Source organism: Aurantimonas sp. E1-2-R+4 (assembly GCF_036549515.1).
Classification (GTDB): domain Bacteria; phylum Pseudomonadota; class Alphaproteobacteria; order Rhizobiales; family Rhizobiaceae; genus Aurantimonas; species Aurantimonas coralicida_A.
Genome location: NZ_JAZHLK010000012.1, coordinates 1 through 18,941, shown reverse-complemented (window position 1 = coordinate 18,941; position 18,941 = coordinate 1). Strand labels below are relative to the sequence as shown.

Below are 18,941 nucleotides of genomic sequence, written 5' to 3'. Positions count from 1 at the left end.
CCTTACGGTCACCGAGGCGGCGTATTTTTGCCGCCCATGCGGCCTTTTACGGCATCCTTGAAGGGCCTGTAGTCGAGCGTCGAAGTAGGGTCTGGGGCCACAGGGGCGGCGCCGCCGCGTCCAGCCTGTCCTGCCGCGCCCTGGATGAAGTTTCACCCGGCGCCCATGAAAAAGCCGCCGGAGGGACGCCCTCCGGCGGCTGTTCGCTTCATGGGAGCGGCGCGGAGATTGGCCGCGCCGCGTCCGGCAAAACCCTATCGGCGGCTGCGCGGCTTCGCCGCTGCGCTGGCGCTGGCCGCGCGCCGGGCACGGCGATTAGGGCCTCCCGCCTTGGCGGGACTGGATTTGGCGGGCGCCGGTTCGCTTTTTTGCGGTGCAGATACGCGCTGGGCGGCCGTCTTGGCCACAGCTGGCTTCGGGGCCTCGGCGCCGCCGACTTTGTTCGTCGTCTCCTGCTGGAGCCTGGGCGCGGAGTTGGCAACGGCCTTCACCGGCTGGGTCTTCGCCGGGTTGGCCGCAGGCGTCTCGGCGCCGGGTTTGGGCGCCGACGCTTCGGCGAAGAGGTTCGGTTCTGAATCATTCGCCGCCCGTTTCGCTTTCGAGCCCGACGCTTTGGATATCTGATCCTTCGGCTTTTTGGCTGTCTTGGCGACAGGCGTTGTCTTTCCCTCATCTCTTACCGATGACGCAGCCTTGGTATTGGCCGCGGCAGCGTTCGCGTTGTCGGCAGACCGTCCAGCCTTCGCCTTCGCCGCCTTGCCGGCCTTTGCTGTCTTGTCGGCCTTCGCCTTTGTCTCAGGAGCCGGCGTCGCCGCTGTCTGCGCATCGTCGGCGGCGGCCAGCTTGGCGACTTCGGTCTCACCGATGATGGTCTTGCCGAGCTTTTCGGCCTTTGCCTCGCGCTCGGCGACGGCGCCCTCGCGCCGCGGCGCCACATCCTTGTGCGGCTGGGTCGCGTTGGCGTGGGTGGTCCCGTGCGTCAGCGCGAAATCGACGATGCGCGGGCAAATCTCGGCGCGGAAGCGCGAGCCGTTGAAGACGCCGTAATGACCGACCTTCGGCTGCACGTAATGGACACGCATGTCGGCCGGGATGTTCGAGCAGAGCCGCTGCGCCGCCTCGGTCTGGCCGACGCCGGAAATGTCGTCGTTCTCGCCCTCGACGGTGAGCAGCGCCGTGCGCTTGATCTTGGTGAGGTCGATGCGCTTGCCGCGATGCATCATCTCGCCCTTCGACAGCGAATGCTTGATGAACACCTCGTCGACGGTCTGCAGATAGAACTCGGCGGTCAGATCCATCACCGCGTTGTATTCGTCGTAGAATTCACGGTGCTTGTCGGCTGAATCGCCGTCGTCCTTGACCAAGTGCCAGAAGAACTCCTTGTGGGCGGTCATGTGCCGGTCGAGATTCATCGACATGAAGCCGGTCAGCTGCAGGAAGCCCGGATAAACGGGCCGCGTGAAGCCCAGCTGCGGAAACGGCACCGTCATGATGACGTTGTCGCGGAACCAGTCGATGCCCTTTTCCTCGGCCAGCCGGTTGACCGCGGTCGGGTTGATGCGCGTATCGATCGGACCGCCCATCAGTGTCATCGTCGCCGGGGCACAATCGTCCTCGTCCGCTTCCATCAGCGCCGTCGCCATCATCACAGGAACGGCCGGCTGGCAGACGCCGATGATATGGGTGTCGGGTCCGAGGAATTGGAGCATCTCGATGAGATAGTCGACATAGTCGTCGAGGTCGAAACGACCGGCGGTCACCGGAACATGACGGGCGTCGTTCCAGTCGGTGATGTAGACGTCGCCATAGGGAAGAAGCGCTTCCACCGTGCCGCGCAGCAGGGTCGCATAATGGCCCGACATCGGGGCGACAAGCAGAAACCGGGGGTCCTTGGCGTGCCGCTTGGGCAGTTCGCGGTCGAAATGCAGCAGCCGGCCGAACGGCTTCTCCCACACGACCTTGTCCTGCACCGGCACGCGTTGACCGGCGACGAAGGTTTCGTCGAGGCCGAATTCCGGCTTGCCATAGACCCGCGTGGTCCGCTCGAACAGCTCGGCCGCCGCCGCGATAGAGCGCCCGGCCGTGGTCTGCGACAGTGGATTGAGCGGGTTTTGGTAAAACAGCCGGGTCACGTCGGCCATGGCCCGAAGCGGCGTAAGCGCCGCGTGGTTCCATTCATAAAAATGATACAACATCAACTCCCGCTATGCCTTCCTGAATGAATTAGCAAATTTTGCTGCAATGCACAAATAGGGAGCCGAGGTCGATTTTAACACCGGCACATGGCTGCTATAGCCATTTGATGAGCACCCTTTGGGCGTCGATGCCCGCTTCCTCCAGCATCTCGTCTACTCGCTGATTCGCCAGTATAGCCGGGTGTCGCTTGCGCGAGACCGTCATGAAACCGTTACGTTCATAGAGCGCCGCTTGACGGGAGTTGTCGACAGTAGCTGGTATGCCAACGGCCCGATGGTCAAACCACCGTGCCCTCTGCGTCACAGCGGCGATGAGGGCGCTGCCGATGCCGCGGCATCGATGCGGCGTCAGGACGCGGTGATCGGCGAGCCAGTAAAGATCGCCGCGCTCTTGCGCTGCTGCGTAGCCGACGGGTGAACCGTCGCGCTTGGCCGCGGCGACGAAAATTTCGTGGGACAGGAGGAACCGGACGAAATCCGGCAGCGACGACCGCACAGCTGGTGTTTCGTTCGAAGGCTCCGGCAGCCGGGTGTCTGCCTCATGGCCGATCGCCAGCAATGCCTCGGCCTCGCCGGGCTCCATCATGCGAATGCGGTAGCCTTTCGGCGCCAGACCCTTGAACGCCTTGCGCCCCGGCTTCTTTGCCATGGCTTCCCCGTGCCGGAATGCGACGGCTAGATCACGTCAATTCGGATCGATCTTATCCGATTTCCTATGACGTGATCGATTTCCATTGCCGTGCCTTGACCTGAAGTAACTCCAGGTCGGTAGTCTGATCAAGGCAGATGTATCTCGGGACCTTGATTGCCATGAAAATCGCGGAAGTGGCTGCGAAATGCGGCTTGAGCATCGACACAATACGATATTACGAGAAGGCTGGTATTTGCCCTGCCGTCTGCCGGGGGTCTGATGGAAAGCGACGCTTCTCGCCGGAGGACGTGGATTGGCTAACCCTTCTCGCATCCCTTCGCGAAACAGGGATGCCGACCAAGGCGATGAAATACTTCGCCGGGCTCTACCAGCAGGGAGACAGGACAGTCTCCGAGCGGAGGAGGATGCTCCTTGAGCACGAGAAGCGTCTGCAGGTCCAACAAGCATCACTCGCGAAGTGCAGAAAGCTGCTGACCCATAAGCTCGCGCGATATGACGACATACTGGGAGGCAAATCATGAAAATCATCGTCGTTGGAGCCGAGGGAGATATCGGCGAAGCAGCATGCGAGGAACTCGGCAGACGACACGATCTCGTCCGCGTGGGCCGTTCGAGCGGAGAGATTCAGGTCGATATGTCTGACCGTTCGTCCGTCGATGAGATGTATGCACGCGTCGGCACGGTGGACGCGGTTGTCTCCACAGCAGGGGATGTGCATTTCGCGCCGCTTGGTGAACATACCGCGGAAACGCTCCTGCTTGGCCTGCGTCGAAAGGTAATAGGACAGATCAACCTTGTCCTCGCCGGATTGAAGTCGGTTGTGGAAGGTGGGTCTTTCACACTGACGAGCGGCGTGCTCGATCGCGACCCAATCCGAATGGGCGTAGGTGCCGCGACGGCGAACGGAGCGCTCGGTGGATTCGTCGTCGGGGCGGCCATTGAGATGCCCCGCCGACTGAGGATCAATGTCGTAAGTCCCGGTCTGTTAGATGTCTCGGTGCCGCGATATGGACAGTGGTTTTCGGGACACAACCCGGTTTCGTCTGAGCGCGTCGGACGTGCCTATGCGAAGAGCGTCGATGGCGCGATCACCGGCCAGGTCATCATCGTCGATTAGCCCTACACTGCGGTCCTGACGGAGCCTCGATCAAAAGCGGACTTTGACGGACTTCCGCTTCGCCCCGCGAGCGAACCAACACGATGTGCGGAAACCTCCGGGAAATGGCATGTGCGGGATACCGGCAGAAAGCCGGTCCCCGCTTTTCGTCATCCCTTAGCTAGCCGTCGTAGCCCTCGACGATGATCATGTCGGCCTCGGCATAGCGCTGCCGGATCGCCTTGGCCTTCTGATACTGCTCACTGTGGTAGCAAGCCTTGGCGGTTTCGACGCTGTCGAAGGCGATGACGACGTTGCGGCTCCGCGCGGTGCCCTCGAGTGCCTCGAACGGCCCGCCGCGGGCAAGGAATGTCGCGCCATATTCGCGGAACGCCGGCGCGGCGGCCTCGACGTAACCCTTGTAGCCCTCGGGGTCGCGCACGTCGACGCGTGCGATCCAGTAGCCCTTTGCCATCAGTCTCTCTCCCATTCAGCGCTTGGCCCCTCCGGCCGGCGCGTTGCTGCGAAGCTTCCTTACGCCCTGGAGGCGAGCGCCGCCGCCATCTCGTCGAGGATCGCCGTGGCGGCCTCGCGCGGGTTTGCGGCCGCAACGATCGGCCGGGCGACGACGAGGTGCGAGGCACCCGCGTGAAGCGCGTCGGCGGGTGTCGAAACCCGCTTCTGGTCTCCTGCGGGCGCGCCCGATGGCCGGATGCCGGGCGTTACGATCACCATCTGTGGCCCGATCAGCGCGCGCATCGCGGCCGCCTCGTGCGCCGCCGACACGATGCCGCCCATGCCGATATCCCTGGCCTGCCCGGCCCGCAGCCGCACGAGGTCCGAGACGCCGTGGGCGTAACCGGCCGTCGTCAGATCGGCGTCGTCGAGCGAGGTCAGCACCGTGACCCCGAGCAGCGTCAAATCCGTGCCCTTCGCCGCGTCGACGGCGGCCTGCATGGCGTGCGGATAGGCGTGGATCGTCAGCATCGACGCGCCGAGCGCGAGCGCGCTGTCGACCCCCTTGGCCACCGTGTTGGGAATGTCGAGGAGCTTCAGGTCGAGAAACACCCGCTTGCCGGAATTGGCGAGGTCGGTGACCAGCGGCAGCCCGCCCGCATAGGCCAATTGATAGCCGATCTTGTACCAGGACACGGCGTCGCCGAGCGTCTCGACAATCCGCTCCGCCTCGGCGCGGGTGGACACGTCGAGCCCGACGATCAGCCTGTCGCGCGCCGCATTGCTGGCATTCGCGTCGCTCAATGGGCTTCCTCCCAATTGCCGGCCGCCTTGGCGTCGACCTCGATCGGCACGGTGAGTTCGACGCGCGGCAGCGCCGCCCCCTCCATCACCTGCTTGATGACGGGCAGGCTCGCCTCGACCTCGTCCTCATCGACCTCGAAGATCAGTTCGTCATGCACCTGCAGAAGCATTTGCGCCGACAGGCCGGCGGCGGCGAGCGCCGGCTCCATGCGGATCATGGCGCGGCGGATGATGTCGGCGGCGGTGCCCTGGATCGGCGCGTTGATCGCGGCGCGCTCGCTGAACGCGCGCACCGACGGGTTCGGCCCCCTGATGTCGGGATAATGCGCCCGCCGGCCAAACAGCGTCTCGACGTAGCCATGTTCCTTGGCGAAGGTCTTGGTCGCGTCCATGTAGTCGCGAATGCCCGGAAAGCGCTCGAAATAGCGCTTGATGTAGAGCCCGGCTTCCTCGCGCGGAATCGACAGCTGGTTGGCCAGCCCGAAGGCCGAGATGCCGTAGATGATGCCGAAATTGATCGCCTTGGCGCGCCGCCGCACCATCGGGTCCATGCCCTCGACCGGCAGGCCGAACATTTCCGACGCGGTCATGGCGTGGATGTCGAGCCCCTCGCGAAACGCCTCCTTCAGCTGCGGAATGTCGGCGATATGGGCGAGGATGCGCAGCTCGATCTGGCTGTAGTCGGCCGAGACCAGCTTCTTGCCCTTGGGCGCGACGAAGGCGGTGCGGATCGCCCGGCCCTCCTCGGTCCGCACCGGGATGTTCTGCAGATTCGGCTCGGAGGAGGACAGCCGCCCCGTCGTCGTCGAGGCCATGGCATAGGAGGTGTGGATGCGCCCGTTGTCGTCCATATGCGCCGGCAGCGTGTCGGTGTAGGTGCCCTTCAGCTTGCTGAGCTGGCGCCAGTCGACGATGCGGCGCGGCAATTCGTGGCCCTCGGCCGCCAGTTCCTCCAGCACCCGCGCGTCGGTCGACCATTGGCCGCTCTTGGTCTTCTTGCCGCCCGGCAGGCCGAGCTTGCCGAACAGGATTTCGCCGAGCTGCTTCGGCGAGCCGGGATTGAACGCCTCGCCGGCCATCTCGGCGATCTCGGCTTCGAGCCCCGCCTGCTTCTGGGCGAAGCGGCCCGACAGGCGCGACAGGATCTGCCGGTCGGTCTTGATGCCGCGCTGCTCCATGCGCGCCAGCACCGGCACCAGCGGCCGCTCGAGCCGCTCATAGACCGAGGCGAGGCCCTCGGCGACGAGGCGTGGCTTCAAAACCTGCCACAGGCGCAGCGTCACGTCGGCGTCCTCTGCCGCGTATTCGGTGACCTTGTCGATCGGGCAGGCGGCGATCGCCTTGGCGCTCTTTCCCGAGCCGCAGAGCTCCTTGTAGGACACCGGCTTGTGCCCCAGGAAGCGTTCCGACAATTCGTCCATCCCGTGGCCGTCCAGCGAGGACGAGGCGTCGAGGGCGTAGGAGATCAGCATCGTGTCGTCGAAGGATTCGACCGCGATGCCGTGCTGGAGCAGGACGAGGTAGTCGTATTTGAAGTTCTGGCCGATCTTCAGGATCGACGCGTCCTCGAGGACGGGCCTGAGAATCGCCAGCGCTTCATCGAGCGGCAGCTGCGGGCCGATCTCGTCTTCCGCCGTCTTCTCCGACAGAAGGTCCGCCTCGCCGGAGGGCGAGATATGGCCGAGCGGCAGATAGGCGGCGCGGCCCGGACGGGTGGCGAAGGAGACGCCGACGAGGTCGCAATTCATCGCCGAAAGCGAGCTGGTCTCGGTGTCGAAGGCGAGAATCCCGGCCTCGCGCGCCTCGCTCATCCAGGCCTGAAGCGTCGCGGCGTCGCGGATCGTCACATAGGCGGAGCGGTCGAACGTAGCCGAGGTGGCCGCCGCCTTGCGGCTCTCGACAAGCCCGGCGGGGGTGAAGGGCAGCAGGGCCTCGCCATCGCCATGCGGCGCCTCCGGCGCGGACGGATCGAGGTCGGGACCGCGCGCCGGACCCGTGACGGTAATCGCGGCGGTCTCGACCTCGGCGGCATTGGTGTCGAGCCGGGCGGCGACGCGCCGGGTCAGCGTCGTGAACTCCATCGCCTTGAGAAAGGCGATCAGCTTTTCGCCGTCGGGCTCGTGGATGAACAGATCGTCGAGCGGGGTATCGAGCGGCGTCGCCTCATCAAGTGTCACCAGACGCCGCGACAGCCGCGCCTGGTCGGCAAATGCGATCAGGTTCTCGCGCCGCTTGGTCTGCTTGATTTCCGGCGCGCGGGCGAGCAACGTTTCGAGGTCGCCATATTCATCGAGCAGCTGCGCCGCCGTCTTCGGGCCGATCCCCGGCACGCCCGGCACGTTGTCGGAGGTATCGCCGACCAGCGCTTGCAGCTCGATCATCTTGTCCGGATAGACGCCGAACTTCTCCTTCACTTCCTCCGGCCCGAGGCGCTTGTCCTTCATCTGGTCGTAGAGGATCACGCACGGCCCGACGAGCTGCATCAGATCCTTGTCGGACGACACGATGGTGACATCGCCGCCCGCTTCCAGCGCGTGCCGGGTATAGGTCGCGATAAGGTCGTCGGCCTCAAAACCCTGCTTTTCGATGCAGGGCAGATCGAAGGCACGCACCGCCTCGCGGATCAGCGAGAATTGCGGCACGAGGTCTTCCGGCGGCGCCTCGCGATTGGCCTTGTACTGGTCGTAGAGCTCGTTGCGGAAGGTCTTCGAGGAGTGGTCGAAGATCACCGCGAAATGCGTCGGCGCGACGCCCACGGACGTGTCGCGCGATTCCTCGACCAGCTTCCACAGCATGTTGCAGAAGCCGGAGACCGCGCCGACCGGCAGGCCGTCGGATTTGCGGGTCAGCGGCGGCAGCGCGTGATAGGCCCGGAAGATGTAGGCCGAGCCGTCGACGAGGAAGAGATGATCGCCTTTTTGCATGGGCCGGAGATAGCTTGGCGCCGGGTCCGAGTCCATCGTTACATCGGCGCCTCCGCGAAGGCCGCGCGGGGCCGGAACGAGGCGCTCCCATCGCCGCCCTGCTGACCCTGCGGGGTGTCAAATCATAAGCTTCACTTGCGCTTGCAACGACGTCTTGTCTGTTACAAAAAATTCAGGTTGCTATCACAGGTATTTTACGCGCATGCGGGCGCGCGGCCTTGATTTATTTCCACCCGAGTCGCATTTTAACTTAGGCGATGCCTCAAGGTGTCGCGTTCGGCCGAAGCACGTCCCCCGCTTTAAGCCGAATAGAGAGCGATGCGGCCCTCTTCCCCCTCTCCAGGGCCCGCGCTCGCTGAAAGCGAGAGAGTCGTTGCGGTGTATCCCCCTCCAGGCCGCGGCGGCTCTCTTTGCGTTTGGGATTACGTTACGTCGTTATCCAGCCGGCCAAGCCGCGAAACCGCCGCCCCCTACCCTGCCATCGCCGCCTTCAAGGCTGGATAAAGCGCGCGATAGCAGCGCCAGGCGGCGTCATAGGCTTCCGCCTTGTCCACGTCCGGTTGAAAACGCCGCGCGATCGGCGGCTCGCGCATGACCGATGCGGGATCGGCGCCGGTCGCCGCGCACAGGCCGAGCCGCGCGGCACCGAATGCCGCGCCGAAATCGCCTGCTTCCGGCAGGGCGATCTCGCAGCCCAGCACCGTCGCCATCAGTTTCAGCCAATAGGCCGAGCGCGAGCCCGCACCGACGGCGATCAGCCGCTCCGGCCGCGCACCCGCGCCACCTGCTTCCAGGCAATCGCGCATGGAGAAGGCGACGCCTTCCAGCACTGCCCGGGTCATCGCCTCCCGGTCGGTGCCCGCCTCCAAACCCGCAAAGACGCCACGAATTTCAGAGTCGTTGTGCGGCGTGCGCTCGCCCGACAAATAGGGCAGAAAGACCAGCCGACCCGGCTCGGCGAGGGTCTCGCCCAGCGCGTCGGTCAGCGCTTCCGGTTTTTCGCGCAGGAGCTGCGACAGCCACTCGACCGACCCCGCCGCCGACAGCGTTACGCCCATCTGGTGCCAGAGGCCGGGGATGGCGTGGCAAAAGGTGTGCAGCGCCGTTTCCGGCGCCGGTGCGTAGCCCGCCGTCGCGGTGAACAAGACGCCGGAGGTGCCGAGCGACAGAAAGCCGGTGCCGGGTTCGGCGACGCCGACACCGCAGGCCGACGCGGCGTTGTCGCCGCCTCCGCCGGCGACGACCGTTCCCGCCTTCATCCCGAAGGCGGCGGCGAGTTCCGGCCTGAGCCCGCCCGAAACCTCGGTGCCCTCGACGAGACGCGGCATGTGGGAAAGCGACAGGCCAGCCTTCTCCAGCATGCGGTCCGACCAGTCGCGCCTGCCAGTGTCGAGCCATGACGTGCCGGCGGCGTCCGACATCTCGGACACCGTCTCGCCGATGAGCCAGAGCCGCAGAGTGTCCTTCGGCAGCAGCACTTTTCGAACCTTGGCGAAAATCTCCGGCTCGTGGCGCGCGACCCAGACGAGCTTCGGCGCAGTGAAGCCGGGAAAGACGATGTTTCCGGTGATCGCGCGCGATTCCGCGTCGTCGAGTTCGCGCGCTTCTTCGTGGCTGCGCGTGTCATTCCAGAGGATGCAGGGGCGCAGAACCCGGTCGTCCTCGCCCAGCAGCGTCGCGCCGTGCATATGGCCCGAGAGCCCGATGCCGGCAACCGCGGCAAGCTCCTCCGGGTGCTCGGCTTTCAGCTTCGCCAGGACCTCTTCGCAGGCCGCTATCCAGCTTGCCGGGTTCTGCTCCGACCAGCCGAAGCGCGGCCGCTCGACCGTGAGCGGCACGGAGACGGATGCGATGGCGCGCTGATCCGCGTCGATCAAAAGCGCCTTCAGCGAGGATGTGCCCAGGTCGAGGCCGAGGTAATTCCGCATAAGACTTCACTCTTTCCTGCTCGCGGACGCCGCACCCGCCGCCGCTTTCGTCAGAAACGATACCAGAGGGCGGTGATCAAGCCCCGCTCCTTGATCGCGTTGGTGCCTGCCACGGTCGCAAAGCCGCCCGCCTGCAACGACCATTGCTCGTTGAAATCGTAGACCATCGAGAGTTGCGCCTTGTGATAGGCATAGTTCTCGACATCCGCGTCGCTCCGGGCCGAGAACGTTGCAAAACCCTGGGCGAGTAGCAGGATGTTCGACCACGGCCGGATGCCGAGGGTGAGGTCGAGCTTCACTTCGTCCGGCCCGCCGCCGACCCGGTAGCGATAGGCTGCTTGCGCGTCGACGAAGGCGGGATAGTCACCGAGGGTGAAGCCGTAGCCGGCCAGCGCCCGCGCCTCGATTTGCGGCGCGTCCCAACCAAACGTGTCGACCACCGCGTCGACCGCGCCAAAGGCATCCTCGACCCGCGCCGAAATCTGGCCGGAGGCGACGAAGCCGTCGGCCTCGTATAGGCGCAACCGGCCGCCGATCCCGACATGCGACAACCCCGGTCGGGCGAAGGGCAGATCGCCCTCGCGCTCGGCGCCGAATTCGCCATCGCCAAGAAGTGTGAACGTCTCCGTGAGGCCGTATTCGACGAGGATTGCGACCGCGCCTTTTTCGAAGTCCGATCGCGGGGCGGGATACCCGTCCGCGTCGAATGCCGCGTCGGCTTGCGAGTAGAGGCCGGTGACGATCGCCTGACCCGTGCCCTCCTCCAGCGTCCAGGCGCCTGAGTGGGCAGGGCTGCTTGCACCGACGAGGATCGCGGCGGACACGACAAGGGCCGCAGACACTGGCCAAAGCCCGCCGACGCGACTCCGTTCAGCGACGCTCCCGACGGCGCGTCGCGCACAATCCCCCCTCACCGCCGGCATCAGTGCCCCTTTCATGAGACACCGCATCCGTCGAAGAGTTTAAATAGAGACTACGAAAGGCCGCAACCAGATTCTAAGCCCGGCGAACGATCGCGGGATTTCATCGCGCGGTCCCGCTATTTCGCGGCGGCTAATCGCTGCGGCGAAGCAGCGCCATTTGATCGCGCACGTAGCGCCGCATCAACTCGGGCGCGGATGCGCCAAACATCCGAATGCGGCCGGTATGGGCGAGGAGCAGCAGGCCTGCGGCATGGGCGAAGATCTCCACGGTCAGCCGGTTCGCTTGGTACCGTTCGGCGCCCATTGCCTCCGCCGCCCGCCCGATCGGCGCCAGCGCCGCGCCGAGACGGGCATTCAGTCGCTCGTCGCGCGTCGCGCCGAGCCCCTGCGGCTTCATGCCGCCGCGCAGGAGGTAAAAGCCCAGATCGAGATCGCGCGGGTTTTCGGCGTAGAAGCCGAAAAAGGCCATCGCGGCGGCTTCAAGTTCGTCGTCGGGCCGACCCAGCCCTTCCACGGCGGCATCCACGGTCTTCTCCAGCCGCCGCAACGAGGCTTCCAGCACCTCGGCATAGATCGCTTCCTTGGAGTCGAAGTGGAAATAGAGGGCCGCCGGGGTGTAGCCTGCGGCCTTGGCGATAGAGCGCAGGCTGGCGCCGTCGAGGCCATCGGCCTCGAACACCCGGCGCGCCGCATCGAGAATGAGCTCGCGCTTCATTTCGCCGACGGCCCGGCGGCGATCCGCTTGCCCGTTGCCCATCGCGATTTCGTCCCTTTATCTTACATTTGACATTTTTTCTAACAGTGTTCAAATTTGCTTGCAATACACAATGAGGAAATCCGCCATGATGATGTCGTCCGCCGAGTTTCGCGAGTCCCTCCGCGGTTACAATCCGCGCGTCTTCGTCAATGGCGAGCGTGTGGCGAGCGTCGCCGACGCACCCTCGCTGCGGCCCGGGATCAACGCCATCGGCGTCACTTACGACATGGCGCTCAAGGAAAAGCATGCGGCGCTGATGACCGCCCGGCAAGCGACATCCGGCAAGACCGTCAACCGGATGCTGCATATCAACGAGACATCCACCGACCTGCTCTACAAGCTCGAAGCCGTCCGGCTCGTCTGCCAGGAATCCGGCTGCGCCCAGCGCTACCTCGTCCATGACGCGCTGAACGGCCTGTGGCAGGCGACCAAGCGGGCCGATGCCGAGCACGGGACGGATTATTTCGAGCGCTTCCTCGTCTATCTCCATCGCGTCCAGGACGAGGACCTGACGCTTGGCATCGCCATGACCGACGCCAAGGGCGATCGGTCCAAGCGGCCCGGCGATCAGGCCAATCCCGACGTCTATGTGCACGTCAAGGAGCGCCGCTCCGACGGCATCGTGATCTCTGGCACCAAGGCGATCGTCACCGGCGCGCCCTACGTCCACGAATTCCTTGTCATGCCGTGCCGGACCCACCGGCCGGAGGACGCGGCCTGTGCCGTTGCCTGCGCCGTGCCGGTCGACGCGGAAGGCGTCACCATCGTCGCGCGGCCCGCTGGGCGTCCTGGCGAGGCGGCGGCGAAATTTTCCGGCACCTATGGCCAATCCACCGGCGTCGTCATCTTCGAGAACGTGTTCGTGCCGCATGAGCGTGTGTTCATGGACGGCGAAACCGTCGAGGCCGGTTACCTGACCACCTCCTACGCCACCCATCACCGGCATTCGTGCATCGGCGCGCGGGCGGGCTTCGGCGACCTCCTGATCGGAGCCGGCGCCCTGATGACCGAGGAGAACGGCCTCGACCCGGACAAGCACGGGCATATCCGCGAGGCCATGGTCGAACTCATCACCATCACCGAGAGCTTCTATGCCTGCGGCGTCGCCGCCTCGGTCTACGGCGTCAAGGACGGCTCTGGTAACATCATGCCCGACCCGATGTTCTCCAATGTCGGCAAGCTGCTGCTGGCGACCAAGATCTACGACATGCACCGCGTCGCCCATTACGTTTCCGGCGGCCTGATCGTCGCCTTGCCGGGTCCGGACGAGGATCACAATCCGGAGACCAAGGCCTCGCTCTCGGCTGTCCTTGCCGGCCGGCCGGACATTCCGGCCGAACAACGGCTGGAGGTCGCGCGGCTGATCGAAGATCTGACCGCCTCGCATCAGGGCGGCTGGTACTCGGTCATCTCGCTGCATGGCGGCGGCTCGCCGGAAGCCATGAAACGCGAGATCTGGCGCAACTATCCGGTGCTGGAGAAGGTCGAACTGGTGGAGCGGCTGCTCGGCCGCGGCGTTCTCGACGAGGGCCAGCGGGTGTCGAAGCAGCCCGGCCGTTGTTGCGCCACCGGCTGCGAGGTGCCTGAACCGCCGGCGGTCGCCCGCACCGAAAGCAGCATTTCCGTTCCGGACGCCGCCGAGTAGACTGCCGCCCGAGGCAAAGCGTGAACGGCCGCAGCAACGCCGGCCGCGCCGCGATCGGGAGGGACAGTCATGGCGAGCCGCTACCACGAAGTTTATGATTCCTGGCGCAAGGATCCTGAAGGCTTCTGGATGCAAGCCGCGCGGGATCTCGCCTGGACGAAGGAGCCGACCCGCGCGCTCGACGCCGATGCCGGGGTCTATGGCCGCTGGTTTCCCGACGGCGAATGCAACACCTGCTTCAACGCTCTCGACCGCCATGTCGAAGCAGGCCGCGGCGACCAGGCGGCGATCATCCACGACAGCCCCGTCACCGGCACCAAGCGGCGCATCACCTATGGCGAGCTCCTGCGCGAGGTGAAGGCCCTGGCGGCGAGCCTGACCGATCTCGGCGTCGAGAAGGGCGACCGGGTGATCATCTACATGCCGATGATCCCGGAAACGATCGTCGCCATGCTGGCCTGCGCCCGGCTCGGCGCGATCCATTCGGTGGTGTTTGGCGGTTTTGCGGCGCGCGAGCTCGCTACCCGCATCGACGACGCCACCCCGAAGCTGATCCTGTCGGCCTCCTGCGGCATCGAGCCGACCCGGCAGGTCGAATACAAGCCGCTGCTCGACAAGGCGATCGAACTGGCGACGCACAAGCCGCAAGCAACGATCGTCCTGCAGCGGCCCGAACGCACCTGCACTATGGTCGAGGGCCGCGACCACGACTGGGCCGCCTCGCGCGACAAGGCCTTCGCCGAGATCGAGGCTGGCCGCGACGTGCCTTGCGTTCCCGTCAAGGCGACCGACCCGCTCTATATCCTCTACACCTCCGGCACGACCGGAAAGCCCAAGGGGGTCGTGCGCGACAATGGCGGCCACATGGTCGCGCTCCACTGGTCGATGGACGCGATCTTCGGCACCAAGGCCGGCGAGGTGTTCTGGGCGGCATCCGACGTCGGCTGGGTCGTCGGCCATTCCTATATCGCTTACGCGCCACTGCTGAAGGGCTGCACGACGGTTCTCTACGAAGGCAAGCCGATCGGAACGCCCGACGCCGGCGCCTTCTGGCGGGTCGTCGCCGAGCACGGGGTCAAAGTGCTGTTCACCGCGCCGACGGCGATCCGCGGCATCCGCAAGGAAGACCCCGACGGGGCGCTGGCCGCGCAGTATGATCTGTCGCAATTCGAGGCGCTGTTCCTGGCCGGCGAACGCGCCGACCCGGATACGCTGATCTGGGCGGAAAAGACCCTCGACCGTCCGGTGATCGACCATTGGTGGCAAACCGAATCCGGCTGGCCGATCGCCGCCAATCCCAAGGGCCTTGGCCTGCTGCCGATCAAGCGCGGCAGCCCCGGCGTCGCCATGCCCGGCTACGAAATCCATGTGCTGAACGAGGCGGGCAAGGAGGCCGCGCCCAATGAAATGGGCGCAATCGCGGTGAAGCTGCCGCTGCCGCCGGGCGCGCTGCCGACACTGTGGCACGCCGAGGACCGCTTCCGCGACGGCTATCTGTCGGCCTTTCCCGGCTATTACTCCACCTCCGACGGCGGGTTCATTGACGAGGAAGGCTATCTCTACGTCATGGGCCGCACCGACGACGTGATCAATGTCGCCGGCCATCGCCTGTCGACCGGCGAGATGGAGGAGGCGGTCGCCGGCCATCCGGCGGTCGCCGAATGCGCCGTCATCGGCATGCGCGATGAACTGAAGGGCGAGCTTCCCTGCGGCTTCGTCGTTCTCAAGAACGCCAACGGCCAGGACCGCGCCGAAATCGAGCGCGAACTCGTCGCCATCGTGCGCGACCGCATCGGCCCGGTCGCCGCCTTCAAACGGGTCGTCATCGTCGACAAGCTGCCGAAGACGCGCTCCGGCAAGGTGCTGCGCCGCACGATGAAGGCGATCGTCGACCACGACGCCTTCGACATGCCGGCGACGATCGAGGATGCCAGCGCCATCGACGACGTCAAGCGCGCGGTGGGGTGAGGGATCTGCCGGCCCCGAACAAGCGGCGGACCTTGCAAGGCCTCGCATCTGTATATACTTTCTTGATATGAATATACAGTGCGGAGATTTGATGATGGCGCTTTACATCCGGGACCCTGAAGTCGACGAACTCGCCAGGAAGCTTCGCGCCATGACCGGGGCCAAGAGCAAGACGGACGCCGTCCGACGGGCGCTGCGGAACGAGTTGCGCCGGGCGCGCCGGCCCGAGCGGTTCGACGACCGGAACGCCAAAGTGATGGTGATGGCTGATGCCCTTGGCTCGTCGCAAACGCTTCCCTTCGACATGAAGGCCTTCACCGACGCGATGTGGGACGACGCCTGATGATGATCGACGCCTCGGCGATCGTGGCGATTCTCAACCGCGAGCCCGACGCGGAGAGATTGAAGCGCGCGATCGAAGAGGCGGACTCGCCCCTGTACACCTCGCCCCTTGCGCTGTTCGAGGCGACGCTCGGCCTGGCCCGCGCCAAATCCGATCCGCGCCGCCGCCCGACGGCGGAAGAGATCGCCGCGGCGGACATCGTCGTGCTTGAATTTGTCAAAGCCAACACGCTCGAGGTCGTGGCCGTCGGCCCACAAACGGCGGCGCGCGCCCTGCGGGCGGCTGCGACTTACGGCAAGATCGTCGGCCACCCGGCGGATCTGAATTTCGGCGACTGCTTCATCTACGCCAGCGCCAAGGAAATCGGCGCGCGCCTTCTCTACACCGGCAACGACTTCGCGAAGACCGACCTTGCATGATCTTCGCCGAAGACACCGCCACCGCCCCCGGTTCCTCTTCGCCCCGTTTCCGGCTAGAAGCCCGGCGCGGCCCATAAGCACGGGTTCCGGAGACCGCTCATGAATGATGCAGCACTGCCCCAGGACAATGGCGAGACCCAGGCGCGCCTGCTCGCCCAGGCCCTGCCCTTCATGCAGGCATACGAGAACAAGACCGTCGTGGTGAAATATGGCGGCCACGCCATGGGCGATCCGGAACTGGGCCAGGCGTTTGCCCGCGACATCGCGCTCTTGAAGCAATCCGGCGTCAACCCGATCGTCGTCCATGGCGGCGGCCCGCAGATTGGCCGGATGCTAACCCAGATGGGCATCGAATCGCGCTTCGAGGGCGGCCTTCGCGTCACCGACGAGGAAACGGTGAAGATCGTCGAGATGGTCCTCGCCGGCTCGATCAACAAGGAGATCGTCGCCCTGATCAACGCCGAGGGCGAATGGGCGATTGGCCTGTGCGGCAAGGACGGCAACATGGTCTTCGCCGAAAAGGCCCGCAAGACCGTCGTCGATCCCGACTCGAACATCGAGCGGGTGCTCGATCTCGGCTTTGTCGGCGAACCGGTCGAGGTCGACCGCACGCTGCTCGACCTCTTGGCCCGCTCCGAAATGATCCCGGTGATCGCGCCGGTCGCCCCCGGCCGCGACGGCGCCACCTACAACATCAACGCCGACACCTTCGCCGGCGCCATCGCCGGCGCGCTGGAAGCCTCGCGCCTGTTGTTCCTCACCGACGTTCCCGGCGTCCTCGACAAATCCGGTCAGTTGATCAAGGAGCTGTCGGTGGCGGAGGCGAAGAACCTGATCCGTGACGGCACCATTTCCGGCGGCATGATCCCCAAGGTCGAAACCTGCATCGAGGCGATCGAGCGCGGCGTCGAGGGGGTGGTCATCCTCAACGGCAAGAAACGCCACGCCGTCCTGCTGGAACTTTTGACCGAGCACGGGGCGGGCACGCTGATCGTGCGGTGACGGGCATCCGGCCGGGCAGAAAATGCTCGGATCAGCACCGCCGCCTTGGTCGCACGGCAGCATGTCCCAAGATGCAAATCCTCGCCATACAAGCACTGGCGTTGTAGACTGACGGTCAGGCAGACCGGCGGACAGCCAAAATCGGGCTGTTCATCCGGTCGCCGATCGACAAGAACACCGTATCCGCTTTCGGCCGGCATGGGTCGTCAGCCGGATCGGCGGCAATATCCACATAGACGAAAAGGAGCCACGATGGCGAGAAAGCCCAATTTCGATTTCGAGCGTCAGGAACGCGATAAAGCCAAGGCTGCCAAGAAGGCCGCCAAGGCCGAGGCCAAGGCCGCCGCCAAGGAGCAGGCAGCCCCCACCCCAGAGACCCCGGAACCACGGGACTGATCCTTTCGTCCGCCATCCATCGGGGTACAGATCTTCAGGGACGAAGGTCTGCCCATCGCAAGTCGGGTCGGAACGACGCTGAACACCGCCGCGGACATGCGGGTGTGAGCGGCGGAACGGCCGGCAACCTCCAGGTCGGGATCAACGCGGTGCAGCTGGAACTGGCGACGCCATACCCTCCGCAGGACTTCCTTGCTTGTCAGTTCGAGATCGGTCGCGGACGACATCGGGCAAACCGATGATCGATCCAGTCGCGCCTGTCCGAAACGATCCGCTTTTCGACCTGGGCTGGTCCGCGTTCTTTTCAGAACAGCTCACATCGGATGACGAGGGTCTCCAGCCGGTGCGCGTCGCGAAGGTTCATCGCTCGCGCATCACCGCCCTGTCACCAACAGGTCCTCTCGAGCCGGTGCTGCCGGCCGACCTCCCGATCAGCCACTTTGCGGTCGGCGACTTCGTGCTGGTCGATCCCGAGACGCTCCTCGTCCGGCGCCGCCTCGACCGCCGGTCGATCCTGCAGCGCCGGGTGTCGGGCACGCATGTCCCGCAATGTGCCGGCGCCAACATCGACACGCTGTTCATCGTCACGTCGTGCGATGCCGATTTCAATCCGGCCCGGCTCGAGCGTTATCTGGCCGTGGCCAACCAGGCCGCAACGGAGCCGGTCATCCTGTTGACGAAGGCGGATCTCGCAACGGACCCGGAAGCCTTCCATCGCCAGGCCAGCGCGTTGCAGCGCGATCTCGACGTGGTGATCGTCAATCCCAAGGCAAGCGAGGCGGCGCTAGCGCTGGCGCCGTGGTGCGCACGCGGACAGACGGTGGCGGTCGTCGGATCATCGGGTGTCGGCAAATCGACGCTGGTGAATACGCTGGTCGGATCGGATGCGGCGGTGCCGCAACTGACCGGCGCCGTCCGCGAACATGATTCCAAGGGACGGCACACGACCACCGCGCGCTCGCTTCATGCGATCGCGGGCGGCGGCTGGGTGATCGATACGCCAGGGATCAGGACGCTACAGGTCAGCGACGTCGCCGACGGTCTCGACCGACTGTTCGCGGAGATCACCGAGCGCGCGCCGCTTTGCCGATTCAGCGACTGCACCCATGCGCACGAGCCGCAATGCGCCGTTCAGGCCAGCGTCATCGCCGGCGACATCGATCCCGAACGGCTGGCACGCTGGCGCAAGCTGAAAGACGAGAACGCCGACAATGACCAAGCCGAGACGAGTTGGGCCGGCCGCTCCGGGGGCGGGCGCAAGAAGCGACGTTGACCCGCGTTAGCGACAGGTCCGGCCAGCGTCTGCGACGCGGGCGCCTCAGCTCGACTTTGGCCATTTTGAGCGGGTTTTCGCTCAAGCGTGGATCCAGAAATCCGGCTCGGCGGCGATATAGTCGAGAGCCTTGTCGAGCGGCATCGTGGCGATGCCGAAT

17 protein-coding genes are annotated in these 18,941 nt (G+C 65.3%); 9 read left to right on the top strand and 8 right to left on the bottom strand.

Going from position 1 to position 18,941, the window contains the following annotated elements; translation table 11 throughout:
* Positions 1-254 precede the first annotated feature (254 nt).
* Positions 255-2,195: a polyhydroxyalkanoate depolymerase gene (gene phaZ / locus VQ045_RS07755; protein ID WP_331829705.1), complete on the bottom strand. Its 1,941-nt coding sequence runs from the start codon at positions 2,193-2,195 to the stop codon at positions 255-257.
* 94 nt (positions 2,196-2,289) lie between these two features.
* Positions 2,290-2,844, bottom strand: coding sequence for a GNAT family N-acetyltransferase (locus VQ045_RS07750; protein WP_331829704.1), 555 nt, complete (start codon positions 2,842-2,844; stop codon positions 2,290-2,292).
* Between the two features lie 161 nt (positions 2,845-3,005).
* On the opposite strand from VQ045_RS07750, the gene VQ045_RS07745 reads away from it, so the two are divergent.
* Positions 3,006-3,368, top strand: coding sequence for a MerR family transcriptional regulator (locus VQ045_RS07745; protein WP_331829703.1), 363 nt, complete (start codon positions 3,006-3,008; stop codon positions 3,366-3,368).
* Positions 3,365-3,964, top strand: a complete 600-nt coding sequence (locus VQ045_RS07740; RefSeq protein ID WP_331829702.1) for a short chain dehydrogenase — start codon at positions 3,365-3,367, stop codon at positions 3,962-3,964. The genes VQ045_RS07745 and VQ045_RS07740 overlap by 4 nt, the downstream gene beginning before the upstream one ends.
* Positions 3,965-4,124: 160 nt before the next feature.
* Here VQ045_RS07740 and VQ045_RS07735 read toward each other — a convergent pair whose 3' ends face one another.
* From VQ045_RS07735 to VQ045_RS07710, 6 genes are all read right to left on the bottom strand, one after another.
* Positions 4,125-4,418, bottom strand: a complete 294-nt coding sequence (locus tag VQ045_RS07735; RefSeq protein ID WP_331829701.1) for a DUF1330 domain-containing protein — start codon at positions 4,416-4,418, stop codon at positions 4,125-4,127.
* Between the two features lie 59 nt (positions 4,419-4,477).
* On the bottom strand, positions 4,478-5,203 hold the full coding sequence (gene pyrF, locus VQ045_RS07730) for an orotidine-5'-phosphate decarboxylase (protein ID WP_331829700.1): 726 nt from the start codon (positions 5,201-5,203) through the stop codon (positions 4,478-4,480).
* A complete protein-coding gene (gene polA / locus VQ045_RS07725; protein WP_331829756.1) occupies positions 5,200-8,127 on the bottom strand; it encodes a DNA polymerase I in 2,928 nt (975 codons plus the stop codon). Before polA ends, pyrF begins: the two co-directional genes overlap by 4 nt.
* A 470-nt stretch (positions 8,128-8,597) precedes the next feature.
* The gene (xylB, locus tag VQ045_RS07720; RefSeq protein ID WP_331829699.1) at positions 8,598-10,055 is read right to left on the bottom strand and encodes a xylulokinase; all 1,458 of its coding nucleotides are present in this window, start codon (positions 10,053-10,055) and stop codon (positions 8,598-8,600) included.
* A gap of 50 nt (positions 10,056-10,105) precedes the next feature.
* The gene (locus tag VQ045_RS07715; RefSeq protein ID WP_331829698.1) at positions 10,106-10,897 is read right to left on the bottom strand and encodes a hypothetical protein; all 792 of its coding nucleotides are present in this window, start codon (positions 10,895-10,897) and stop codon (positions 10,106-10,108) included.
* Positions 10,898-11,108: 211 nt separating this feature from the next.
* Entirely contained in the window at positions 11,109-11,735 is a 627-nt protein-coding gene (locus VQ045_RS07710; protein ID WP_331829697.1) for a TetR/AcrR family transcriptional regulator, read from the bottom strand.
* A gap of 85 nt (positions 11,736-11,820) precedes the next feature.
* Here VQ045_RS07710 and VQ045_RS07705 point away from each other — a divergent pair, with 85 nt between their 5' ends.
* From VQ045_RS07705 to rsgA, 7 genes are all read left to right on the top strand, one after another.
* Positions 11,821-13,380: a 4-hydroxyphenylacetate 3-hydroxylase family protein gene (locus VQ045_RS07705; RefSeq protein WP_331829696.1), complete on the top strand. Its 1,560-nt coding sequence runs from the start codon at positions 11,821-11,823 to the stop codon at positions 13,378-13,380.
* Positions 13,381-13,449: 69 nt separating this feature from the next.
* Positions 13,450-15,348 (top strand): propionyl-CoA synthetase, encoded by a 1,899-nt coding sequence (locus VQ045_RS07700; protein ID WP_331829695.1) that lies wholly within the window; start codon positions 13,450-13,452, stop codon positions 15,346-15,348.
* Positions 15,349-15,442: 94 nt separating this feature from the next.
* Positions 15,443-15,691, top strand: a complete 249-nt coding sequence (locus tag VQ045_RS07695) for a type II toxin-antitoxin system VapB family antitoxin (protein WP_327623714.1) — start codon at positions 15,443-15,445, stop codon at positions 15,689-15,691.
* Positions 15,691-16,110 (top strand): type II toxin-antitoxin system VapC family toxin, encoded by a 420-nt coding sequence (locus VQ045_RS07690; protein WP_327645955.1) that lies wholly within the window; start codon positions 15,691-15,693, stop codon positions 16,108-16,110. The genes VQ045_RS07695 and VQ045_RS07690 overlap by 1 nt, the downstream gene beginning before the upstream one ends.
* A gap of 99 nt (positions 16,111-16,209) precedes the next feature.
* Positions 16,210-17,112 (top strand): acetylglutamate kinase, encoded by a 903-nt coding sequence (argB, locus tag VQ045_RS07685; protein WP_327623715.1) that lies wholly within the window; start codon positions 16,210-16,212, stop codon positions 17,110-17,112.
* 252 nt (positions 17,113-17,364) lie between these two features.
* On the top strand, positions 17,365-17,508 hold the full coding sequence (locus tag VQ045_RS07680) for a hypothetical protein (RefSeq protein ID WP_331829694.1): 144 nt from the start codon (positions 17,365-17,367) through the stop codon (positions 17,506-17,508).
* Positions 17,509-17,746: 238 nt separating this feature from the next.
* The gene (gene rsgA / locus VQ045_RS07675; RefSeq protein WP_327623717.1) at positions 17,747-18,781 is read left to right on the top strand and encodes a ribosome small subunit-dependent GTPase A; all 1,035 of its coding nucleotides are present in this window, start codon (positions 17,747-17,749) and stop codon (positions 18,779-18,781) included.
* Positions 18,782-18,941: the final 160 nt, after the last annotated feature.

What these genes read in the sequence shown, in the direction of transcription:
- VQ045_RS07690 (WP_327645955.1), top strand. Translation starts at nt 15,691, where the DNA reads ATGATGATCGACGCCTCGGCGATCGTGGCGATTCTCAACCGCGAGCCC.
- VQ045_RS07695 (WP_327623714.1), top strand. Translation starts at nt 15,443, where the DNA reads ATGGCGCTTTACATCCGGGACCCTGAAGTCGACGAACTCGCCAGGAAG.
- phaZ (WP_331829705.1), bottom strand. Translation starts at nt 2,195, where the DNA reads ATGTTGTATCATTTTTATGAATGGAACCACGCGGCGCTTACGCCGCTT.
- VQ045_RS07735 (WP_331829701.1), bottom strand. Translation starts at nt 4,418, where the DNA reads ATGGCAAAGGGCTACTGGATCGCACGCGTCGACGTGCGCGACCCCGAG.
- VQ045_RS07710 (WP_331829697.1), bottom strand. Translation starts at nt 11,735, where the DNA reads ATGGGCAACGGGCAAGCGGATCGCCGCCGGGCCGTCGGCGAAATGAAG.
- VQ045_RS07745 (WP_331829703.1), top strand. Translation starts at nt 3,006, where the DNA reads ATGAAAATCGCGGAAGTGGCTGCGAAATGCGGCTTGAGCATCGACACA.
- polA (WP_331829756.1), bottom strand. Translation starts at nt 8,127, where the DNA reads ATGCAAAAAGGCGATCATCTCTTCCTCGTCGACGGCTCGGCCTACATC.
- VQ045_RS07705 (WP_331829696.1), top strand. Translation starts at nt 11,821, where the DNA reads ATGATGATGTCGTCCGCCGAGTTTCGCGAGTCCCTCCGCGGTTACAAT.
- VQ045_RS07740 (WP_331829702.1), top strand. Translation starts at nt 3,365, where the DNA reads ATGAAAATCATCGTCGTTGGAGCCGAGGGAGATATCGGCGAAGCAGCA.
- rsgA (WP_327623717.1), top strand. Translation starts at nt 17,747, where the DNA reads ATGATCGATCCAGTCGCGCCTGTCCGAAACGATCCGCTTTTCGACCTG.
- VQ045_RS07700 (WP_331829695.1), top strand. Translation starts at nt 13,450, where the DNA reads ATGGCGAGCCGCTACCACGAAGTTTATGATTCCTGGCGCAAGGATCCT.
- argB (WP_327623715.1), top strand. Translation starts at nt 16,210, where the DNA reads ATGAATGATGCAGCACTGCCCCAGGACAATGGCGAGACCCAGGCGCGC.
- VQ045_RS07750 (WP_331829704.1), bottom strand. Translation starts at nt 2,844, where the DNA reads ATGGCAAAGAAGCCGGGGCGCAAGGCGTTCAAGGGTCTGGCGCCGAAA.
- VQ045_RS07680 (WP_331829694.1), top strand. Translation starts at nt 17,365, where the DNA reads ATGGCGAGAAAGCCCAATTTCGATTTCGAGCGTCAGGAACGCGATAAA.
- xylB (WP_331829699.1), bottom strand. Translation starts at nt 10,055, where the DNA reads ATGCGGAATTACCTCGGCCTCGACCTGGGCACATCCTCGCTGAAGGCG.